This window comes from Microlunatus capsulatus (genome assembly GCF_017876495.1).
Classification (GTDB): domain Bacteria; phylum Actinomycetota; class Actinomycetes; order Propionibacteriales; family Propionibacteriaceae; genus Microlunatus; species Microlunatus capsulatus.
The window spans coordinates 946278-967268 of the sequence record NZ_JAGIOB010000001.1 but is presented as its reverse complement, the minus strand read 5'-3'; the positions used below and the strand labels follow the sequence as shown (position 1 = coordinate 967268).

The window sequence follows — 20991 nt, the reverse complement described above, 5'->3', positions numbered from 1 at the left end:
CACCGGGCGTCTCGTCGCGCTCCTCCTTCGTCGCCGCAGCGAGGCCCGCTAAGGGCTGGCACCCTCGCTGCGGAGTCCGAGCGCGCCTGGCCTGCTCCCGATCCTGACCCAGCGAGGAACGCATGACCACCACCCCTGACCCCACGTCCTTCGGCACCCGCACGCAGTCGGTGCCGGTGCAGCAGCCCAGCCCGATGCCGTACGGGCGCTACCGCGCCTTCCCGCCGGTCGACCTGCCGGACCGCACCTGGCCCGCGCAGCAGATCACCGCCGCACCCCGGTGGCTCTCCACCGACCTGCGGGACGGCAACCAGGCCCTGATCGACCCGATGACCCCCGCCCGCAAGCACAAGATGTTCGAGCTGCTGGTGCGGATGGGCTACAAGGAGATCGAGGTCGGGTTCCCCTCGGCCAGCCAGTTCGACTTCGACTTCGTGCGCCAGCTCGTCGAGCGGGACCTCATCCCCGACGACGTGACCATCTCGGTGCTGACCCAGGCCCGCGAGGACCTGATCGAGCGCACGGCCGAGTCCCTGGTCGGCACCCGGGCCGCGACGATCCACCTCTACAACGCCACCGCGCCGCTGTTCCGCCGGGTCGTGTTCGGGGTCGACAAGCCCGAGTGCATCGCCCTGGCCACCCGCGGGACCGAGCTGGTCATGAAGTACGCCGAGCAGCACCTGGGCGACGTCGAGTTCGGCTACCAGTACAGCCCGGAGATCTTCACCGGCACCGAGCTGGACTTCGCCGTCGAGGTCTGCGACGCCGTGATGGACGTCTGGCAGCCCTCCGCCGGCCGCGAGATCATCCTCAACCTGCCGGCCACGGTGGAGATGGCGACGCCGAACGTCTACGCCGACCAGATCGAGTGGTTCAGCCGGCACGTCCGCGACCGGGAGCACGTGGCGATCTCGCTGCACCCGCACAACGACCGCGGCACCGCGACCGCGGCCACCGAGCTGGCCCTGATGGCCGGCGCCGACCGCGTCGAGGGGTGCCTGTTCGGCCACGGCGAGCGGACCGGCAACGTCGACCTCGTCACGCTGGGCATGAACCTGTTCAGCCAGGGCGTCGACCCGATGATCGACTTCTCCGACATCGACGAGATCCGTCGCACCGTCGAGTACTGCACCAACCTGCCGGTCCACCCGCGCCACCCCTACGCGGGCGACCTGGTCTACACCGCCTTCTCCGGCTCCCACCAGGACGCCATCAAGAAGGGCCTGGAGGCGCTCGACAAGCAGGCCGCCGCCGAGGGCGTGCCGGTGTCGGAGCTGATGTGGGAGGCTCCGTACCTGCCGATCGACCCGCACGACGTCGGCCGCTCCTACGAGGCCGTCATCCGGGTCAACAGCCAGTCCGGCAAGGGCGGCGTCGCCTACATCATGAAGTCCGAGCACAACCTGGACCTGCCGCGGCGGCTGCAGATCGAGTTCAGCCGCGTCGTGCAGTCCCACACCGACAGCGACGGCGGCGAGGTCGGGGCCGCGCGGCTCTGGGAGATCTTCACCGCCGAGTACCTGGCGCCGACGGTGCCGCTGGAGCTCGTGCACGTCACCTCGGCCTCGGCCAGCGGCCGGCACGACTCGGTGGAGGCCGTCGTCGTCGACTGCGGCCGCGAGCGCCAGATCAGCGGCGAGGGCAACGGGCCCGTCTCGGCCTTCGTCGACGCGCTGTCCTCGCTGGGCTACCACGTCCGTGTCCTCGACTACGCCGAGCACGCGCTCTCCTCGGGCGGCGACGCGCTGGCCGCGGCCTACGTGGAGTGCGAGATCGGCGAGGGCGAGAACAGCGTCGTCGCCTGGGGGGTGGGCATGGACGCCAACATCGTGACCGCCTCCCTCCGGGCCGTCACCTCAGCGGTCAACCGCACCACCGCCTGAACCGATCTGACCCCGTTCGACATCGTGGTGGGTCGTGCCGCGACTACGCGGCACGACCCACCACGCTCTTCTCGTCGTCCCCAGATGTGGGGACGGGAGGGGGTGAGGGGTCAGATCTGGCCGAGGCTGGGGCGGTGCTGCCGCGCGTCGACCCCTCCGCCGAGCTCCTGGGGCTCGCGCGCGCCCAGGGCGGTGTGGTCAGCGCCGAGCAGGCCGACCTCCTGGGTCTGGGCCGGCACAGCAAGCAGCGTCTGCTCCGCACGGGGCAGTGGCAGCGCGTGGAGGGGCCGGTCTACGCGGTCCACGTCCTGCCGCTCGACTTCACCGCACGGGCCTGGACGGGCGTGCTCCTCGGCGGACCGGGCCCCCGGCTGGGTGGGGAGTCCGCCGGCTTCCTGCACGGCCTGACCACCGAGGAGCCCCGCTCCGTCGACGTCCTCGTCCCGCTGAGATCACGGCTGCAGGACCGTCCCCTGTGGACCTTCACCCGGGAGACTCCGGGCGCGCGCGACGCACGTTCTCCCGGCGACCCGCCCCGCCTGGCACTGGAGGACACCGTCCTCGACCTGTGCGAGGGAGCGGACGCGCGCGCCGTGGTCGACTGGGTCACCCGCGCCGTCCAGACCCGGCGCACGAGCGCGGTCCGCTTGCGACGGGCCCTGGACGAGCGGAGCCGTCACAGCCGCCGCCGCCTGCTGACCGAGCTGCTCGACGACGTCGGCGAGGGCGCCGACTCCCCGCTCGAGCTGCGTTACCTCCGCGACGTGGAGCGCCCGCACGGCCTTCCGCGTGGCGTCCGCCAGCACCGGTCCCGCCACCGCTACCGGCGCGACGTCGTCTACCCGGAGTACGGCGTCGTGGTCGAGCTGGACGGCAGGCTCGGCCACGAGGGCGTCGGGCGCTTCCGCGACATGGAGCGCGACAACCTGTCCGCGCTCGACGGGGAGACGACGTTCCGCTACGGCCACGCCGACGTCTCGGGAGAGGCGTGCGGAGTGGCTCGTCAGGTGGCTGGTGTGCTGACGGTGCGGGGCTGGACCGGCGTGCTCCGTCCCTGTCCCCGTTGCCTCCGGTGATCGTGGCGGTTCGTGCCGCGACTACGCGGCACGAACCGCCACGATCCTCAGCCGACGGCGGTGGGGAGGTCGGCGAGGGCGGTGAGGTGGTGGGTGGGGCGGCGGAAGACCGGGGGCCAGGGGGCGCCGGTCCGGTCGAGGTGGGCGGTCCGCCAGCCGGCGCGGGAGGCGCCGTCGAGGTCCCAGGGGTGGACGGCGACGAGCAGCAGGTCGGCGCCCGAGCGGCCGGTCGCCGCCTCGGCGTGCGAGTAGGCGGCGCGGGCCGGCTTCCAGGCGCCGGCGTCCTCGACGCTGAGCACCTGGCTCACCCGGTCGCGGACGCCGGCCTGCTCCAGCAGCGCCTCGGCGACGGAGGTGGCCCCGTTCGACAGCGTCACCACGGGGAAGCCGGCGTCGGCGAGCGCCCGCAGCCCGTCGGGCACGTCGGGGTGGACCGGCAGCGTCCGGAAGGCGTCCAGCACGGCATCGGCCGCCGCGTCGACGTCGTCGACCCGGTCCGGGTGCTGGGCCAGCAGGCCGACGAGGACGGCGCGGGCGACGTCGGCGAACGCAGCGGGCTCGCCCTGGAGGGTCAGCGCGAAGCCGTCGCGCAGGGTGCCGGCGAACCAGGTGCCCAGCAGGCTCTCCGGCGCCCCGACCTCGCGCAGGACGGGCGCCAGCGCGCCGAGGTCGGAGAGGGTCTCGTTGACGTCGAGGACGACGGTGGGCAGCGGCACCCCACCGACGCTAGGCGAAGCCCGGGAGAGAGTGCGCGGGGGGCACTCAGCGCTCGACGTGGACCAGCGAGCGGAGGTTGCGGTCCAGGTGCCAGGTCGCGAAGGCCGAGGTGATGCCGCTGGCCTCGCGCGCGGTGCTGGTGGGGACGTCGCGGGTGTCGACCCAGCGGCCCTCGAGGAGGGCGCCCAGCAGCTCCAGGGTGTCCGGCGACGGGCGGGAGGCACCGGCCGGGCGGCAGCGCTCGCAGACCACGCCGCCGGCGACGGGGGAGAAGGCGGTGTGCGGCCCGACGACGCCGCAGCGGGCGCAGTCGTGGAACGACGGCGCGTAGCCCGCGACCGCCAGGGCCCGCAGCAGGTAGGAGTCCAGCACCATCGACGCCGGCCGCGGCCCGTCGGCCGTGCCGCGGTTGAGCACCCGGAGCGCCCCGACCAGCAGCAGGTACTGCTGCAGCGACGGCTCGCCCTCCTCGACCACCAGCCGGTCGGCGGTCTCCAGCATCACCTGGCCGGCGGTGTAGGTGGGGTAGTCCTCCGTCAGCGCCGGCCCGAAGGCGTCCAGCGACTCGACCTGGGTGACGACGTCCAGCGAGCGGCCCTCCGCGAACTGCAGGTCGACGTGGGAGAAGGGCTCCAGCCGCGCGCCGAACTTCGACGACGTCCGCCGGACCCCCTTGGCGACGGCGCGGATCTTCCCGCGGCGCCGGCTCAGCAGGGTGATGATGCGGTCGGCCTCGCCGAGCTTGTGCGTGCGCAGCACCAGCGCTTCGTCACGGTAGGTCGGCACCTCGATAGTGTCCCGCACATGGCCAAGACCCCGCGGCGGACGCGCGACACCCCGCGCCCGCCGGCCCGGACGCCCGAGCCGCACCCCAGCGGGGCCCGGCCCCCGGCGCTGCCCCCGGCGAAGGTGCCCGCCCACGTCGCGGTGGTGATGGACGGCAACGGCCGCTGGGCGAAGGCCCGCGGGCTGCCCCGCACCGAGGGCCACGCGCGCGGGGAGGACGCGCTCTTCGACGTCGTCGAGGGCGCCATCGAGGCCGGCGTCCGCTACCTCTCGGCCTACGCGTTCTCGACCGAGAACTGGAACCGCTCCCCGGACGAGGTCCGCTGGCTGATGGGCTTCAACCGCGACGTCATCCGCCGTCGTCGCGACCAGATGGACGCCCTCGGCGTCCGGGTCCGCTGGGCCGGCCGGCGGCCGAGGCTGTGGCGCAGCGTCATCGCCGAGCTGGAGGAGGCCGAGCGCCGCACCGTCGACAACGACGTGCTGACCCTGCAGTTCTGCGTCAACTACGGCGGCCGGGCCGAGATCGTCGACGCCGCCCGCCGGGTGGCCGAGCTGGCGGCGCAGGGCCGGCTCGACCCGGCCAAGCTCACCGAGGAGCGCTTCCGGCGCTACCTCGACGAGCCGGAGATCCCCGACGTCGACCTGTTCGTCCGCTCCTCCGGCGAGCAGCGGACGTCGAACTTCCTGGTCTGGCAGTCCGCCTACGCCGAGATGGTCTTCCTCGACCGGCTGTGGCCGGACTTCGACCGGCGCGACCTCTGGCACGCGATCGAGCTGTACGCCGACCGCGACCGGCGCTACGGCGGGGCCGTCCCCAACGCCGTCCGCCCCGCTGACCCGGACGTCGGCCCCGACCACCCGTGAGATGATCGTCTGATTCTGGAAGGGACGATCCGCACCGACGAGCACCTCGGGGTGGCGCGGCGGCACGCGGGGTGAGGGTACGCAGATGAGCGGGAACGCAACCTATCGGCTGAGCGGCACGAGCATCCTGGCGGTGTGCGGGGTCGAGGCGCCGGTCGTGGCCACGTCGGACTCCTTCGACGAGCGGCTGGCCGCCACCTACGAGCGCGTGGGCCTGCTGCCCGGCATGCAGGAGCAGCTCGCCGGGGTCCGGGAGCGCCGCTGGTGGCCCGAGGACGTCACCTTCGCCGACGCGGCCGCGATGGCCGGCGCGAAGGCCCTCGCGGAGTCCGGCGTCGACCCGTCCCAGGTCGGCCTGGTCATCAACAGCTCCGTCTGCCGCTCCCACCTCGAGCCCTCCATCGCCGTCGAGGTGCACCACCAGCTGGGCCTGCCCACCAGCTGCCTCAACTTCGACATCGCCAACGCCTGCCTCGGCTTCGTCAACGCCATCCAGCTGGCCGGGACCATGATCGACGCCGGCCAGGTCGACTACGCGCTGGTCGTCGACGCCGAGGGCTCGCGCGAGCTGCACAACAACACCATCGCCCACCTCCAGCGCGACGACGCCACCGCCGAGGAGGTCAAGGAGGCGTTCGCCAGCCTGACCATCGGCTCCGGCGCCGCCGCCATGGTGCTGGGCCGCACCGACCGGCACCCGGAGGGCCACCGCGTCGTCGGCGGGGCCACCCGCGCCGGCAGCGAGCACCACGAGCTCTGCGTCGGCGACCTCAGCGGCATGCGCACCGACAGCCGTGCCCTGTTCCAGGCCGGCATCGCGCTGGCCGTCGACACCTGGCGCGACGCGCAGGGCGACTTCGACTGGTCCGAGGTCGACTACTACATGTGCCACCAGACGTCGGTGAAGCACATCGCCGCCATGGCGAAGGCCGTCGGCGCGACGCCGGAGCAGTTCCCCATGACCGTCACCACCTACGGCAACCTCGGCCCGGCCGCCGTGCCGTTCACGCTGGCGCAGAACGTCGACAAGCTCCAGGCCGGCATGCGCGTCATGCTGCTGGGGATCGGCTCGGGGCTGAACACCTCCTTCGCCGAGATCATCTGGTGACCTCGACGGTCCCCGGGCCCGCCCCGGCCGTCCCCGCCGACGTCCTGGCCACGCTGCCCGACGTCGACCCCCGCTGGTCGCGCACCGTCGACGTCCCCGACGCCGACGGCGCCGTCCACCGCTGGCACGTCCTTGACACCCACGCCCCCGGCGGGGCCCCCGCCGAGCCGGTCCGGGCCACCCTGCTCTGCGTGCACGGCAACCCCACCTGGTCGTTCCTGTGGCGCCGCTTCCTGGCCGCCGCCCCGGCCGGCTGGCGGGTCGTCGCCGTCGACCAGCTGGGCATGGGCTACTCCGAGCGCCCCGCCGGGCCGCGCCGGTTCGCGACCCGCGTCGCCGACCTCGGCGACCTGACCGCGGCCCTGGGCGTCGACGGCCCCGTCGTCACCCTGGCCCACGACTGGGGCGGCCCGATCTCGCTGGGCTGGGCCCAGGCGCACCGCGACCAGCTGGCCGGCGTGGTGCTCACCAACACCGGCGTCGACCTGCCCGTCGGCGACGAGCTGCCCGCGCTGATCCGGCTGGCCCGCAACCCGGCGCTGCGCCGGTGGGCCTGCCAGACCACGCCCGTCTTCGTCCGCGGCGGCGCCGTGCTGTCCCGCCCGGCCCTGGCCGCCGACGCCGTCCACGGGCTCGTCGTGCCCTACGACCACCCGGGCCGTCGCCGCGCCGTCGCCGACTTCGTCGCCGACATCCCGCTGGAGGCCGACCACCCGAGCCGGCCGGCCTGGGACGCGATGGCCGCCGGCGTCCGCAGCCTGGCCGACGTCCCCGTGCTGCTGGCCTGGGGCCCGCGCGACCCGGTGTTCAGCGAGCGGTTCCTCGAGGACCTGCTGGAGCGGCTGCCGCAGGCCGACGTCCAGCGCTACCCCCGGGCGTCGCACCTGGTCACCGAGGACGCGCCGCAGACCGCCGTCGACGTCTGGCGCTGGGTGCAGGAGCGGGTGGTCCCGACCCTGGCCGGTTCCACCCCCGCCGAGCCCGTCCCGCCGCGGCCCCCGCTGGCGCCGGAGGACCTGCCCTGGTCGGCCCTGCTGCGCCGGGCCGACGACGAGGCGACGGCCGTCGCCGAGGTGCACGACGGCGTCACCAGCCGCACGTCCTTCGCCGCGCTGAACCAGCGGATCCGCGACGTCGCCGCCGGGCTGGCGGCCTCCGGCGTCCGGCCGGGGGAGCGGGTCGCCCTGCTCGTGCCGCCCGGCCTGGAGCTCACCGTCGCCGTCTACGCCTGCTGGCGGGTGGGCGCGGCCATCGTCGTCGCCGACGCAGGGCTGGGCCTGCGCGGGATGGCGCACGCGCTGCGCAGCGCCGCCCCGGACCACGTCATCGGCATCCCCAAGGCGCTCGTCGCCCTGGCCGCGCTGGGCGTACCCGGCCGGCGGATCGCCGTGGGCGGCTCGCCGCTGGCCGCCCGCACCTTCGGCTGGGCCGGCGAGCTGGCGGCCCTCGAGGCGCTCGGCCGGGACCGCGAGCTCCCCGATCCGGGGCTGGAGGACGTCGAGGGCGCGGTGCTCTTCACCTCCGGCGCCACCGGGCCGGCCAAGGGCGTCGTCTACCGGATGTCGCAGCTGCGCGAGCAGATCCGGCAGGTCGCGACGGTGCTGCGGCTGGGCCCCGACGACCGGCTGGTCGCCGCCTTCGCCCCGTTCGCGCTCTACGGGCCGGCCATCGGGATCGGCGCGGCCGCCCCCGACATGGACGTCACCGCCCCCGGCACCCTGACCGCGACGGCGCTCGCCGACGCGGTGCTGGCCATCGACGCCACCTCGGTGTTCGCCTCGCCGGCGGCGCTGCGCAACGTCGTCGCCACGGCCGGCGCCCTGGACGACCGCCGCCGCGCCGCGCTCCGCGGGGTCCGCACCGTGCTGTCGGCCGGGGCGCCGGTCCCGCTGCCGCTGCTGCGCGAGGTGCAGGCGCTGCTGCCCGACGCCGAGCTGCACACCCCGTACGGGATGACCGAGGTGCTGCCCGCCACCGACATCTCGCTGCCCCAGATCGAGGCGGCCGGCTCCGGCGACGGCGTCTGCGTCGGCCTGCCGCTGCCCGGCGTCACCCTGCGGGTCAGCCCGCTCGACGCGCTGGGCCGGGCGGACGGCCCGCTGACCGACGAGCCGGGTGTGCGCGGGGAGATCTGCATCGGCGCCGCCCACCGCAAGGACCGCTACGACCGGCTGTGGGCGACCGAGCAGCAGAGCTCGCGCGACCCCGGCTACCACCGCAGCGGCGACGTCGGCCACCTCGACGAGCAGGGCCGGCTCTGGGTGGAGGGGCGGCTGGTGCACGTCGTCACCACCGCCGACGGCCCGGTCACGCCCGTCGGGGTCGAGCAGCAGATCGAGGCCCTGGACGTCGTCCGGGCGGCCGCGGTCGCGGGCGTCGGCCCGGTCGGCACGCAGCAGGTCGTCGCCGTCGTCGTGCCCGCGGACGGCCGCCGCCGTCGACGGCCGCTGGCCGAGCCCGCGCTGGCCGACGCGGTCCGCGCCGCCTCGCCGGTCCCGCTGGCCGCGGTGCTGGTCGTCGACGCCCTGCCGGTCGACATCCGGCATGCCTCCAAGGTCGACCGCGCCCGGCTCTCGCGCTGGGCCGGCCGGCTGCTCGCCGGCGAGCGCCCCGGGAAGGTCTGACGTGCGGGTCCTGGTGACGGGGGCCAGCGGCATGCTGGGCGGCGCGACCGCCCGGGCGCTGGCCGCTCGCGGGGACGACGTCACCGTCCTCCAGCGTCGCCCCTCGGGGCTGGGCCTGCGCGAGGTGCAGGCCGACGTCTCCGACCCCCACGCCGTCCGCGCGGCGGCCGACGGCCACGACGCCGTCGTCCACCTGGCCGCGAAGGTGAACATCACCGGGGCCTGGGCCGACTACCAGCGGATCAACGTCGAGGGCACCCGCGCCGTCGTCGAGGCCTGCCGGGCGACCGGGGTGGCCCGGCTGGTCGACGTCTCCTCGCCCTCGGTCGCCCACGCGGGGTCCTCGCTGGTGGGCGCCAGCGCCGGACCGGCCGACCCGGACGCCGCCCGCGGTCCCTACGCCCGGAGCAAGGCGGCCGCCGAGCTGCTCGCGCTGGCCGCCGACGGGCCGGAGCTGGCCGTGGTCGCGGTCCGGCCGCACCTGGTCTGGGGCCCGGGGGACACCCAGCTGGTGGCCCGCATCGTCCGGCGGGCCCGGCAGGGCCGGCTGCCGCTGATGGGCCAGGGGGCCGTCCTCGTCGACACCACCTACGTGGACAACGCGGTCGACGCCCTGGTCGCCGCGCTGGACCGCTGCACCCCCGACGGCGTGCACGGCGAGGCGCTCGTGGTCAGCAACGGCGAGCCGCGGCCCATCGCGGAGGTCCTGGGCGCTTGGGCGCAGGCGGGGGGCGCGCCGCGCCCCACCCGGCACCTGCCCGTGCCGCTGGCCCTGGCCGCCGGAGCGGTGGCCGAGGGGCTGTGGGCGCTGCGGCCGGGGGACGACGCCGACCCGCCGCTCAACCGCTTCCTCGTCGAGCAGCTGTCCACCGCGCACTGGTTCGACCAGCGGCGCACCCGCGAGGCGCTGGGCTGGCGGCCCGCCGTCAGCCTGGACGAGGGGTTCGCCCGGCTCGCCCGCTGGTACGCCGAGGGCGGGCCCGGCCGGGACTGAGCACCACCCGGCCGGCAGCCGGGCTCCGTCGGCTCAGCAGGAGCCGCAGGTCCCGAAGATCTCCAGGTCGTGGCTCACGTCGCGGAAGCCGTGCTCGTCGGCGACGGCGCTGGCCCAGGTCTCCACCGCCGGCCCCGACACCTCGACGGTGCGCCCGCAGCTGCGGCACACGAGGTGGTGGTGGTGCCCCGAGGAGCAGCGGCGGTAGGCGGTCTCGCCGTCGTCGGTGCGGAGGGCGTCCAGCTCGCCCGACTCGACCATGGCCTGCAGGGTCCGGTAGACCGTCGTCAGGCCGACGCTGTCGCCCTGGTGGCGCAGCACGTCGTGGATCTGCTGCGCGGTCTGGAACTCCTCCAGGTGGGACAGGATCTGGTCGACGGCGGCGCGCTGCCGGGTCCGGCGCGGCGCCGCCGCCGGGGTGGTGACGGTCTTCTCGTCCATGCTCACATCGCTCAGTGCTCGTCGTAGTGGTCGGCGTGGGGCGCGTGCCGGTGGCCCTCGTGCACGTAGTCGGTGTGGTCGCCGTGCCGCAGGGCCCGGTGGCCGCAGTCCTCGGCGTGCCGGTGGGGGTGCGCGTCCTCGGCCACCTGGTGCGGGGCCGTCCCCAGGGCGGCGGCCGGGTCGAGCGGCAGCTCCGGCGTCGCCCGGCGGCGGCGGACCAGCACCGAGACCGGCCAGCTCAGCGCGAACACCGCGATGGCCAGCACGACGATCAGCGCGCCCGGGGCGGCGTCGGCGTAGTAGGAGCCCGTGGCCCCGCCCACGGCGACGACGACCCCGACCGCCATCGCGCAGACCAGCGTGGCGTAGAACCCGCGGACGAGGTTCTGCGCCGCGGCCACCGGGATGACCATCAGCGCGCTCACCAGCAGCAGCCCGACGGTCCGCATGGCCATGCTGACGGTGACGGCGGCGAGCACGACGATGAGCACGTTGTAGGAGCGGACGGGCAGGCCCAGGGTGCGGGCGTGCTGCTCGTCGGTGCAGACGGCGAACAGCTGCGGCGCCAGGCCCAGGGCGGGCACCAGGACGAGGACGGCCAGCACGGCCACCAGCCGCAGGTCGGCGGCGGTCACCGTGGTCAGGGACCCGAAGAGGTACTGCGAGAGGGCGCCGGCGCCGGCGCCGGCGATGCCCGACATCAGCACGCCGGCGGCCAGGCCGCCGTAGAAGAGGATGGCCAGCCCGACGTCGCCGGTGGCCTTGCCGAGCTGGCGGAGCAGCTCGACGACGACGGCGCCGACGATGCACACCACCACCGCGATCGGGATCGGGGCGCTGCCGGTCAGCAGGGCCAGACCGACGCCGGCGATGGCCACGTGGCCCAGGCCGTCGCCCAGCAGGCTGAGCCGGCGCTGGACGACGTAGGTGCCGATGGCCGGCGCGATCAGGCCGGTGAGCAGCGCCGCCAGCAGGGCGCGCTGCATGAAGGGGAACGAGAGCAGCTCGGTCACCGGATGACCGTCCCGTCCAGCCAGTGCGGGTCGACGGGCTCCGGCTCGTGGTGCTCGTGCCCCGGCGGGTGCAGCCGCGCCTCCAGCGAGGCCAGCGGCCCGTCGAGGGCCACCCGCCCCTCCCGCAGGACGACGCCGCGGTCCACCAGGGCGCCGAGGCTGCCGACGTCGTGCAGCACGACGAGGACGGCGGTGCCGGCGGCGACGAGGTCGGCCAGCACCTGCGTCAGGACCTCCTGGTGCGCCAGGTCGACGCCGGCGGTCGGCTCGTCGAGGACCAGCAGCCGCGGCTCGGTGGCCAGCGCCCGGGCGATCAGCACCCGCTGCTGCTGGCCGCCGGACAGCACGCCGAGGTCGTCGCCGGCCCGCTCGGTGAGGTCGACGGCGGCGAGCGCGGCGGCGACGGCCGCCCGGTCGGCCGCCCGGGGCGGGACGAACGGCCGGCGGTGGGCCAGCCGGCCCGACGCGACGACCTCGCGGACCTTGGCGCCGGCGGGGGCGGCCGCAGAGCGCTGGGGCACGTAGCCCACGTCGCCCCAGGAGCGGAAGCGGCGCAGCGGGGTGCCGAACAGCTCGACCGACCCGCGGGTCAGCGGCACCAGGCCGAGCAGCGCCCGAACCAGCGTCGACTTGCCCGAGCCGTTGCCGCCGAGCAGGGCGACCACCTCGCCGGGCCGGACCGCGAGGTCGACGCCGCGCAGCACCGGCAGCCCGCCCAGCTCGACCGAGACGTCGGAGGCCCGCAGCACCGGCGCGCTCGCGTCGCCCGTCACGGGGGCGCCGTCACCTAGGAGCATCCGCCGGCCTTCTGCAGGGCGGTGAGGTTGGAACGCATGACGGCAACGTAGTCCTGCCCGCGGGAGGACTCGGTGATCCCCTCGAGCGGGTCGAGCACGTCGGTGGCCAGCCCCAGGTCGCCGGCGATGGCCTGGGCGATGGCGGGGGAGATCAGCGTCTCGTAGAAGATCGTCGTCACCCCGTGCTCGGTGGCCTCCTGCTGCACCTCGGCGATGCGGGCGGGGGAGGGCTCGGCGTCCGGGCTCAGGCCGGTGATGCCGATCTGGCTCAGCCCGTAGCGCTTCGCCAGGTACCCGAAGGCGGTGTGGGTGGTGATGAACTCCGTGCGCCGGCAGCTGGCGAGGCCGGTCCGGAAGTCCTGGTCGAGGCCACCCAGCTCGGCCTCGAGGGCGGCCGCGTTGGCCTGGTAGTCGGCGGCGTGGTCGGGGTCGAGGGTGGAGAGCTGGTCGCGGACGGCGGTGGTGATGGTGACCATCTGCGTCGGGTCGAGCCAGACGTGCGGGTCCAGCCCGCCGTGGTCGTGCTCCTCCTCGCCCTCCTCCGCGTGCTCCTCGCCCGCGTGCTCCTCGTGCTCGCCCGCCGCCAGCGGCTGCAGCGGCACGACGGCGGCGACGTCGAGCACGTGCTCGTTGCCGCTCTGGTCGACCGCCTCGTCGACGGCGGCCTGGAAGGTCCGCTCGTAGACGACGAGGTCCGCCGTCGAGACCGAGGCCACCTGGCGGGGCGTCAGCTCGAGGTCGTGCGGCTCCGCGCCCGGCTGGGTCAGGCTGGTCACGGTGGCGTGCGGACCGGCGACGCGCTCGGCGACGAACTGGAAGGGGTAGAACGCCGTCACGACGTCCAGCTGACCAGGCTGGTCCGCGGCGGCCCCCGTCCCAGCCGTCCCTCCGCCGCAGCCGGCCGCCAGGAGAAGGGCGGAGGCGGCGGCGAGGGCGCCGAGCGGTCGCACGTTCTTGTTCATGACAACCATTTTCAACAATGCGCCCGACGCGGTCAAGTCGGGCGCCGCTCCTCAGGCCGGGCCGGTCCGCCTCGGAGCCGTGTCGGGCTGCTCGGCGCCCAGCTGGAAGATGGAGTCGCGCAGCCGGCGCAGGGTGACGTCGATGTCCCCGACGACCTCGTGCAGCAGCCGCCGGACGGTCAGCTCCCGGCTCGCGCCCGCCGCGCGCTGCACGGTGAGGCTGGTGGCCAGCAGCCAGGACGCGACGTGCTCGTGCAGGTCGCGGGCGATCCGCTCGCGGTCCTCCAGCTGCGCGACCCGCTCGTGCGCCGCACGGGCCCGGATGAGCTCCAGCGCCATCGCCACGTGGCCGACGAACGTCTCGGCCATGTCGAGGTCGACGTCGCCGAACGGCGGGCGCCCCGCGTGCCGTCCCGCGACCAGCAGGCCCGTCAGCCCGGACCCGCCCGTGACCGGCAGCACCAGCACCGGTCCGACGTCGAGCCCGGCCAGCGCGGCGAGACCGGCCGAGGCCGGCTGGTCGACGGCGTCGCGTCGCGCGCCGCGGCCGGCGGCGAGGGCGTCGGCCACCAGCGGGTCGTCCCGGTGCAGCACGGCGGCCCCGAGCGCCTCCGCCCGGTCCCCGAGGGTGGCGGCCGGGACCAGCGCGCCGTCCGGGCCGCCGGGCACCCAGGCCGCGACCAGCTCGGCGTCGGCGAGCTTCTGGACGCTCCGGGCCACCAGGACGACGGCCTCGGCCTCGCTGACCACGGCGAGCGTGCCGCTGCTCAGCTCGGCGGCCTCCTGCAGCCACTCCTGCCGGCGGCGGGCCTCCTCGTACAGCCGGGCGTTCTCGAGCGCCGTGCCCGCGCTGGCGGCCAGGACCAGCAGCAGGTCCTCGTCGTCGGCGGCCAGCCCGCCGTCGGGCTCGGCCACCAGCAGGACAGCCAGCACGTCGCGGCGGTGGTGGACGGCGATCGCCGTCCCGCCGTCGGACCAGGGCGCGGGCAGGGTGCCGGCGGCCAGCCGGGCGGGGTGCCCGGGCGCGGCCGCTCCGAGCCCGGGGGCCAGCCCGGCCGCCACGGCCGGGTCGAGGGGCAGGCAGCCGACGACCTCGTCGGCGTCGCGCTGCACGAGCTGCACCACGGCGCCGTCGCCGTCGAGGACGGCGAGGGTCGCGGCCGGCAGGGCGACCAGCTGGTGGGCGGCCTCGACCACCCGGCGGTGCAGCGAGGGGAGGGAGAGCTCCTCGACGACCGCGGCGCTCTCCCGCAGCAGCAGGCGCAGGCGGCTGGTCGTGGCGGAGGCCTCGGCGTACCGGTCGACGATCTGGCCGACGACCTGCGCGTAGGCCGGGGCGGGTGCTGCGGTGGCGGCAGGGGCGGCGGGGACGGGGCCGGTCGGGCTGCTGGGGGGTGCCGTCATGGGGAGGCCTCTCGCGTGCGGTGCGGTCCCCGGGCTGATGCCAGCCTAGGCCACCGAGGACGCGCGCGCAGCGGGAGCAGGTGGGCCGGCCGCCGTGCCGGCCGTCACAGCCGGGTGAGGGCCAGCGCGACCACGAGCAGGACCATGACGACCCGCACCACCCGGCCCGTGGTGGGCACCACCGGCCAGGAGAGGTAGGAGATCCACAGCACGAACAGGGCGACGCCGGCCAGCGCCACCAGCCCGACGGCCAGCGGGGCCAGCACCCCGATCGCGACGAGGGCGACGGTCGCGAGCGGGACCAGCGGCCGGGGCAGGGCGTGCAGCCGGAGCAGCAGCGGGCGCGTCGTGCGCTCCACGGAGCTGCGCAGGGTCGGGGTGGCGGGACCGGCGGGCATGGCGACCAGTGTGCCCTGTCCCGGCCGCGGTCAGCCGCCCGCGAGAGCCGCGACGCGGGCCGGGGCCACCCGGGCCAGCAGCAGGTCGAAGACCCGCAGCCGGTCGAACTGCAGCGCGTGGTCGCGGGCCCGCAGCTCCAGCGCCTCGCGCTCGTGCTCGGGCAGCCCGAGGGCCTCGTCCAGGGCGGCGGCGATGGCCGCCGGGTCCTCGACGGGGACGACCAGCGCGTGCTCGCCGACGGCCTCGCCGATGCCGCCGGTGTCGGTGGTGATCACCGGGCCGCCGCCGGCCAGCATCTTCTCCACCAGGGCGATGCCGAAGGTCTCGACGAACTCGGGCCGCGGCTTGCTGGGCAGCACGAAGGCGGCGCAGCCCGCCATCAGGTCGGGCTTCTCGTCGTCGTCCACGTCGTCGAGGAAGCGGATCCGGTCCGCCGCCGGGCTGGCCGCCGCGACGCGGTGCAGGTGCTCGGCCTCCGGCCCGTTCCCGGCCACGACCAGGGTGAGCCCGCGGCAGCGCTCGCTGGCCGCGAACCCGGCGATGAGCTCGTCGACGCCCTTGGCGTGCGCCAGCCGGGACAGGAACAGCACGTAGCCGTTGCGGTGCAGGCCGCGCCGCTGCAGGGTCGCGGCGAACCGGTCGAGGTCGGGGTCGAGGTAGTCGGCGGTGTTGACCGCCGGGTAGGAGATCGCCACCCGTTCGCGGCACTGCGGGGCGAACCGGGTGCCGTGCGCGGCGTCGACGGCCTCGGCCGAGGCGATGACGAGGTCGCGGGTGTACGCCGAGACCGCGACCGGCACGTCGGCGGAGAGGTAGGCGGTCAGCACGTGCGCGGCCGCGCCGAAGCGGCCCTCGGCCACGCAGGAGCGGACGACGTTGGTGACGTCGGAGCCCACGGCCTCGGCGACCGTCGTCACGTCCACCGGCAGCCCGGTGGCCCGGGCCACCCGGACGGCGTCGCTGACGGCGACGGTGTGCGGGCTCAGGTACAGCGACATGGCGACGGTGGGCACCCCGTCGGTGAACAGCTCGACCAGCCGGCCGACCAGCCCGGCCAGGTAGCGGCCGTCCGGCACCTTGTAGTCCCCGACGGGCGCGGGCCGCTCCACCTCGATGCCGACGCTGTAGGGGCTGACGCCGTCCAGCGGCTTCAGCGGCAGCCCGGTCTCCACCAGCCGGTCCAGCGGCCAGGTGATGATCCGAACCTCGGTGAAGCCGCGCAGCAGGGCGGCCTCGGCGAGGTTGCGGGCCTCGCCGGAGTGCCCGCAGATCACCGGGTCGGCACGGACGACGAGCACGAGGCGGCGGCGCGGGGGGAGGTCGCGACGGGGTCGACGGTTCATGCGACGGCCTTTCTGGACGGGGGGCCGGGGACCGGGGGTGGTCAGCCGGCGGGGTCGCGCGGGACGGCGGGTCCGGCGCCGGGGGCGGAGGCGCCGGGTCCCGACACCGAGGGCGGCCGGGTGGTGGTGCCCCAGGTCGACGGCTCGGGGCCCAGCGCGACGACCAGCCGGCCGCCGCGGTGCAGCTCGCGGGCGGTCAGCCAGGTCTGCTCGACGGGGCGGCCGTCGAAGGTGACGGACTGGACGTACTGCACCGGGCCGCCGGCGACGGGCTCGACGAAGCCCGTCGTCTCGACGGCGAGCTCCTCGGCGCCCAGCTGGATCCGCGACCGGGCGAACGACGGCGGCCCCAGCAGGTACAGCGACTGGCCGGCCACGGGGAACAGCCCCAGGCTGGCCCAGACGTACCAGGAGCTGAGCCCGCCGGAGTCGTCGTTGCCGGGCAGCCCGCCCCGGCCGACGCCGAACATCTGGTGGACGGCGGCGTGCACCACCTCGGCGGTGCGGTCCGGGCGGCCGACGTAGTGGTAGGCCCAGGGCACCTCCATGTCCGGCTCGTTGTTGAGGCCCTCGAAGCGGTCGAGCGCGTAGCCGGCCAGCAGCTCCTCGACGCCCGGCCGCTCGCCGACCTGGCGGACGGGCTCGGCGCCGTAGCCGAAGAAGGCGTCGAGCAGGGCGGTGAAGGCCTCCTCGCCGCCGGCCAGCGCGACCCGGGCCGCCATGTCGTGCAGCACCCGGAAGGAGTAGTTCCAGCGGCCGCCCTCGTAGTAGGAGGAGTCGACGAGCAGCCCGGTCGCGGGGTCGAAGGCGTTGACCCACTGGCCGGCCAGCGCCTCGCACTGCTCGGCGAGGGCCATGTCGCCGACGTGGCGGGCGACCCGCGCGGTGCAGTGGTAGCCGAAGGCCAGGTCGAGGGTGTGGGTGACGGGGTGGGCCACGCCGCGGAGCAGGAACTCCTCGCCGTAGCCGCGGCGCAGGTCGGTGTCCATGTGCACCAGCGCCCAGTCCCAGTCGACGCCCTCGAGCCCCAGCTGGCTGAGGTCGGCCAGGAAGGTCTGGGCCAGCGCGCTGCCCTGCCGGGAGAACCGGTCGGTGCCCTTGGCCATCCGGTAGCCGATGGGCAGGTTCCCCTCCTCCTCGCACACGTAGAGGAGGGCGTTGGCCAGCTCGACGGCGCGCTCGGGGAACAGCGCCGTGATCAGCGGCAGCTGCGTGCGGTACATGTCCCAGAGGGTGCAGAGGTCGAAGACGAAGGGTCCGTCCGTCGGCCAGAACGGGCTCTCGTCCGGCGCGAAGCAGGGCTTGACGAGCGCGTGGTAGAGCGCTGTAGAGAAGATCCGCTGGCGGTCCGCCGACGGCGTCTCGATGCGGATCCGGCCGAGGTCGTGGCGCCAGCGGGCCGAGGTGGCGGCGTGCCGGTCGTCGAAGCTGGTGGTCGTCGCGCAGGCCGAGGGCGCGCTCGCCGGGGCGGGCGTGGTGTCGGCCAGCAGGTTCGCCTGGGCCTGCTCGACGCCCCGGAGGGAGAAGCCGAAGCGCAGCTCCAGGACCTGGCCGGGTTCGGTGTCGCCGCGCCACATCAGCCCGAACGGGCGCAGCGTCGTCGGCCGGATCCGGTCGAAGTCCAGCCGGGTGCCGCCCGGCATCAGCCGGCGGTCGTACCAGAGCAGCTGGCGCCAGTCGCCGACGTCGGCCTCCAGGTGCACGGCCAGCGGGGCGCCCTCGACGACGATCTCGGCCTGCGCGACGCCGGGGCCGAGGGCCTCCAGGTGCGCGCGGAGCGGGACGGTCGCGCCGTAGGGGATGGCCAACCCGCCGGCGGAGAGGTCGACGACGAGCCGGGCGTCCTGGTGGGCCGGGAACGTGTAGCGGTGGACGGCGCTCTTCGGCCCGACGGTGAGCTCGGCGCGGATGCCCGAGGACAGGGTCGCCGCGTAGTAGCCGGGCTCGGCCCGCTCCTCGCGCAGCTCCCACGCGGTGCCCAGCGCGTCGAGCGGCTCCAGCATCGGGGTCACCCGGAGGTAGTTGTAGTACTTGCGGATGGCGCCCGTGCCGGACTGCTGGAAGTGGGTGAAGCCCGAGGCCTGCAGACGGTCGAAGAGCTGCGGCGGCACGCCCTCGGTGTTCAGCTCGTACTGCCCGTAGCCGGTCGGGTAGGCGCCGGAGTAGGCGCACGCGGACACCATCCCGAACGGGTGCACCGCGCCCGGGTGGGTGTTGCCCACCTGCGGCTTGGGCCACCACCAGGTCGCGGCCAGGCCCGTGGGCGGGGGGAGCGCGGTCGCGGCGGAGCCCAGGAACGGGTCGACGTGCTCGATCACCTGGACCTCCTGCTGACGTGTCGCGCTGCGCCGGTGCCCAGCACCGACCACGTGGTCCACGTCGGCCGGGACTGCGACAGTAGGGACGCCAGGTTTCGCGCCCGTGTCGGTCAGGTGATAACTGGGTGAGAACTGCCGGTGTCCGTGCGGCCGGGCCGCGACGGGGCATGATCGGGCGGTGCCCCCCGCTCCCGTGCTGCCCGACCTCGCCGACCGCACCGTCCTCGTCACCGGCGCCAACGCCGGTCTCGGCTACTTCGCCACCGAGCAGCTGGCCGCCGCCGGCGCCCGCGTGCTGATGGCCTGCCGCTCCGCCGAGCGCGCGGACCGCGCCGTCGCCGCGGTCCGGGCCCGGGTGCCGGACGCCCGGCTCGACGTGCTGAGCCTCGACCTCGCCGACCTGGACAGCGTGGCCGCCTGCGCCCGCTCCGTCGACGTCGGGCTGGACGCCGTGCTGTGCAACGCCGGCCTCACCAGCACCGACGGGCGGGCGACGACGGCGCAGGGGCTGGAGCTGATGATGGGCGGCAACGCCTTCGCCCACCTGGCGCTGGTGGCGGGGCTCGCCGACCGGCTGCGGTCCGGGGCCCGGGTGGTGAGCGTCGGCTCGATCGCCTCCCGCTGGTCACCGGTGGACCTCGACGACCTGCAGGCCGAGCGCGACTTCCGCTCGTTCCGCCAGTACGGCCGCTCCAAGACCGCGACCACGGCGCTGGCCTTCACCCTGGACCGGCGGTGGCGGGCCGCCGGCCGCGACGCCGTGGCCCTGGCCGCGCACCCGGGCTTCGCCGTCGACGTCCTGACGCCCGCGCGGCCCGGCGTGGTGGAGCCCTCCCCGCGCGCGCGTTCCCTGGCCCGGCCGGCCCGGCTGCTGGTGCAGGGCAAGGACGCCGGGGCCTGGCCGCTCGTGCACGCGTGCGTGGGGGCGGGCGTCCACGGGGGCGAGTACTGGGGGCCGGGCGGGGTGCAGGAGCTGGTCGGCCCGCCCGCGCCGGCCCGCGCGCGCGACCACGTCCGCGACGTCGCCACGGGCGAGCGGCTCTGGGCGGCGGTCGAGCGCGCCACCGGGGTCTCCCTCGACGCGCTGGCCTGAGCTCAGCGCCGGTCGGCGACCAGGGCCCGGCCCAGGTCGCGCCAGCTGACCTCGGCGCCGGTCTCCACCCGGACCCCGCCCAGCTCGGCCAGGAGCGCGGCCAGCTCGTCGTCGGCCAGCCGGGTGGCGACGGTCACCCGTCGGGCCACGCCCAGCGGGGTGCCGGAGCGCCGCGCGAAGTCGACGCCGCGCCGGGTGACGACCTCGACGACCGGCACCCGCAGGGCCGCCGGCATCCAGCGGGGCGGGCGGTCGCCGACCCGGAGCGCGGCGACGTCGGACCAGGCCAGCACCTCCGTCCCGTCGGGCCCGAGCACCCGGCGACGGTCGACGCGGAGGACGGGTCGCTCGCGCACCCGGACCGCCGCGTGCGCCCGGCGGGCGCCGGGGACCAGCAGCAGCAGGCTGACCAGGGCCACCGGGGCCGGCAGGTCGGCATCAGCCAGCAGCAGCGCGGCGACCAGCAGGCCCAGCGCCAGCCGCCACAGCGCCGGCCGGAGCAGGCGGACCAGCGACGCCGGGACGTCGACGGCCTCCGGGCGGGGGATGGTGGGATCGGCGGCGAGCCGGCGGCTGAGGGTCGTCAGCGGGACCTCGGACGCGGTCAGCACCGGCGCGGACGTGCACCGTCGCACGACGGCCGCGAGCTCGTCGGCCTCCAGGCTGGTCGGGACGGCCAACGTCAGCGCCCGCGCGGCGCCGGTGCCGGCACGCCGGCCGAACTCGAGCCCGCTGCGGGTCCAGACCACCAGGGACGGCACCCGGAACACCGAAGGAGCCCGGGATCCGGCCGCCGGCCCCACCCAGACCTGGGCCGTGCCCGCCCACCGGTGCAGCAGGAGGCCGTCGCGGTCCCGGACACCGGTCTCGTCCAGGACGAGCACCGGGCGGCGCCGTTGGGAGAACCTGACGACACAGAGGACCACGCCGCCGACGAGCCAGAGCATCCCGGGCACGGCCTCGGCCCAGCCCTCGCCGGCGGTCTCCACGCCGCTCCACAGCAGGCCCCAGCCGACGACGAGGCCCGGCACCAGCAGCAGGCGGGGGAGCGACGGCGGGATGTCCACGGCACCAGGTCCCGGGGCGGGGGTGCGGGCGGGGACGACCATGGTCCGGCCATCCTCGGGCACGCGGGGATCGCCCGCTGCCGATCCGGCGCACCGGCC

General features: G+C 75.8%; 18 protein-coding genes. 7 read left to right on the top strand and 11 right to left on the bottom strand.

The features are described 5' to 3' along the window. Window positions 1–122: 122 nt before the first annotated feature. Together leuA and JOF54_RS04465 are read left to right on the top strand one after the other, a co-directional pair. Window positions 123–1883 (top strand): 2-isopropylmalate synthase, encoded by a 1761-nt coding sequence (leuA, locus tag JOF54_RS04470; RefSeq protein WP_210053378.1) that lies wholly within the window; start codon window positions 123–125, stop codon window positions 1881–1883. Between the two features lie 134 nt (window positions 1884–2017). Continuing rightward, window positions 2018–2959, top strand: coding sequence for a putative endonuclease domain-containing protein (locus JOF54_RS04465; RefSeq protein WP_210053376.1), 942 nt, complete (start codon window positions 2018–2020; stop codon window positions 2957–2959). Window positions 2960–3006: 47 nt separating this feature from the next. On the opposite strand, the gene JOF54_RS04460 is transcribed toward JOF54_RS04465, so the two are convergent. After that, window positions 3007–3675, bottom strand: a complete 669-nt coding sequence (locus JOF54_RS04460; protein WP_210053373.1) for a haloacid dehalogenase type II — start codon at window positions 3673–3675, stop codon at window positions 3007–3009. A 46-nt stretch (window positions 3676–3721) separates the two neighbouring features. Beyond that, window positions 3722–4462 carry a DNA repair protein RecO gene (gene recO / locus JOF54_RS04455; RefSeq protein WP_210053371.1) on the bottom strand — a complete coding sequence of 247 codons (741 nt, stop codon included), beginning with the start codon at window positions 4460–4462 and terminating at the stop codon, window positions 3722–3724. 18 nt (window positions 4463–4480) lie between these two features. Here recO and JOF54_RS04450 point away from each other — a divergent pair, with 18 nt between their 5' ends. The 4 genes from JOF54_RS04450 (at window position 4481) to JOF54_RS04435 (ending at window position 10055) form a co-directional block, all read left to right on the top strand. After that, window positions 4481–5329, top strand: a complete 849-nt coding sequence (locus JOF54_RS04450; RefSeq protein ID WP_210053369.1) for an isoprenyl transferase — start codon at window positions 4481–4483, stop codon at window positions 5327–5329. Between the two features lie 85 nt (window positions 5330–5414). Beyond that, entirely contained in the window at window positions 5415–6437 is a 1023-nt protein-coding gene (locus JOF54_RS04445; RefSeq protein WP_210053367.1) for a 3-oxoacyl-ACP synthase III, read from the top strand. Continuing rightward, window positions 6434–9061: an alpha/beta fold hydrolase gene (locus JOF54_RS04440; protein WP_210053365.1), complete on the top strand. Its 2628-nt coding sequence runs from the start codon at window positions 6434–6436 to the stop codon at window positions 9059–9061. The genes JOF54_RS04445 and JOF54_RS04440 overlap by 4 nt, the downstream gene beginning before the upstream one ends. 1 nt (window position 9062) lies before the next feature. Beyond that, entirely contained in the window at window positions 9063–10055 is a 993-nt protein-coding gene (locus JOF54_RS04435; protein ID WP_210053363.1) for an NAD-dependent epimerase/dehydratase family protein, read from the top strand. A gap of 33 nt (window positions 10056–10088) precedes the next feature. Here the strand turns inward: JOF54_RS04435 and JOF54_RS04430 are convergent, their stop codons facing one another. The 8 genes from JOF54_RS04430 to JOF54_RS04395 form a co-directional block, all read right to left on the bottom strand. Beyond that, entirely contained in the window at window positions 10089–10496 is a 408-nt protein-coding gene (locus JOF54_RS04430; RefSeq protein WP_210053361.1) for a Fur family transcriptional regulator, read from the bottom strand. A gap of 11 nt (window positions 10497–10507) precedes the next feature. Next, entirely contained in the window at window positions 10508–11482 is a 975-nt protein-coding gene (locus tag JOF54_RS04425; RefSeq protein ID WP_210059345.1) for a metal ABC transporter permease, read from the bottom strand. 23 nt (window positions 11483–11505) lie between these two features. Then, window positions 11506–12306, bottom strand: a complete 801-nt coding sequence (locus JOF54_RS04420) for a metal ABC transporter ATP-binding protein (RefSeq protein WP_210053359.1) — start codon at window positions 12304–12306, stop codon at window positions 11506–11508. Further along, the gene (locus JOF54_RS04415; protein WP_245357960.1) at window positions 12297–13268 is read right to left on the bottom strand and encodes a metal ABC transporter substrate-binding protein; all 972 of its coding nucleotides are present in this window, start codon (window positions 13266–13268) and stop codon (window positions 12297–12299) included. The genes JOF54_RS04420 and JOF54_RS04415 overlap by 10 nt, the downstream gene beginning before the upstream one ends. 51 nt (window positions 13269–13319) lie before the next feature. Then, window positions 13320–14672 (bottom strand): GAF domain-containing protein, encoded by a 1353-nt coding sequence (locus tag JOF54_RS04410; RefSeq protein WP_210053356.1) that lies wholly within the window; start codon window positions 14670–14672, stop codon window positions 13320–13322. A 104-nt stretch (window positions 14673–14776) separates the two neighbouring features. Continuing rightward, a complete protein-coding gene (locus JOF54_RS04405) occupies window positions 14777–15070 on the bottom strand; it encodes a DUF6703 family protein (protein WP_210053354.1) in 294 nt (97 codons plus the stop codon). A 30-nt stretch (window positions 15071–15100) separates the two neighbouring features. After that, window positions 15101–16414, bottom strand: a complete 1314-nt coding sequence (locus JOF54_RS04400; RefSeq protein ID WP_210053351.1) for a glycosyltransferase — start codon at window positions 16412–16414, stop codon at window positions 15101–15103. 41 nt (window positions 16415–16455) lie between these two features. Continuing rightward, window positions 16456–18732: a glycoside hydrolase domain-containing protein gene (locus JOF54_RS04395; protein ID WP_210053349.1), complete on the bottom strand. Its 2277-nt coding sequence runs from the start codon at window positions 18730–18732 to the stop codon at window positions 16456–16458. 178 nt (window positions 18733–18910) lie between these two features. On the opposite strand from JOF54_RS04395, the gene JOF54_RS04390 reads away from it, so the two are divergent. Beyond that, window positions 18911–19825: an SDR family NAD(P)-dependent oxidoreductase gene (locus JOF54_RS04390; protein WP_210053347.1), complete on the top strand. Its 915-nt coding sequence runs from the start codon at window positions 18911–18913 to the stop codon at window positions 19823–19825. Window positions 19826–19827: 2 nt separating this feature from the next. On the opposite strand, the gene JOF54_RS04385 is transcribed toward JOF54_RS04390, so the two are convergent. Next, window positions 19828–20934 carry a hypothetical protein gene (locus JOF54_RS04385; RefSeq protein WP_210053345.1) on the bottom strand — a complete coding sequence of 369 codons (1107 nt, stop codon included), beginning with the start codon at window positions 20932–20934 and terminating at the stop codon, window positions 19828–19830. Between the last annotated feature and the right edge of the window lie 57 nt (window positions 20935–20991).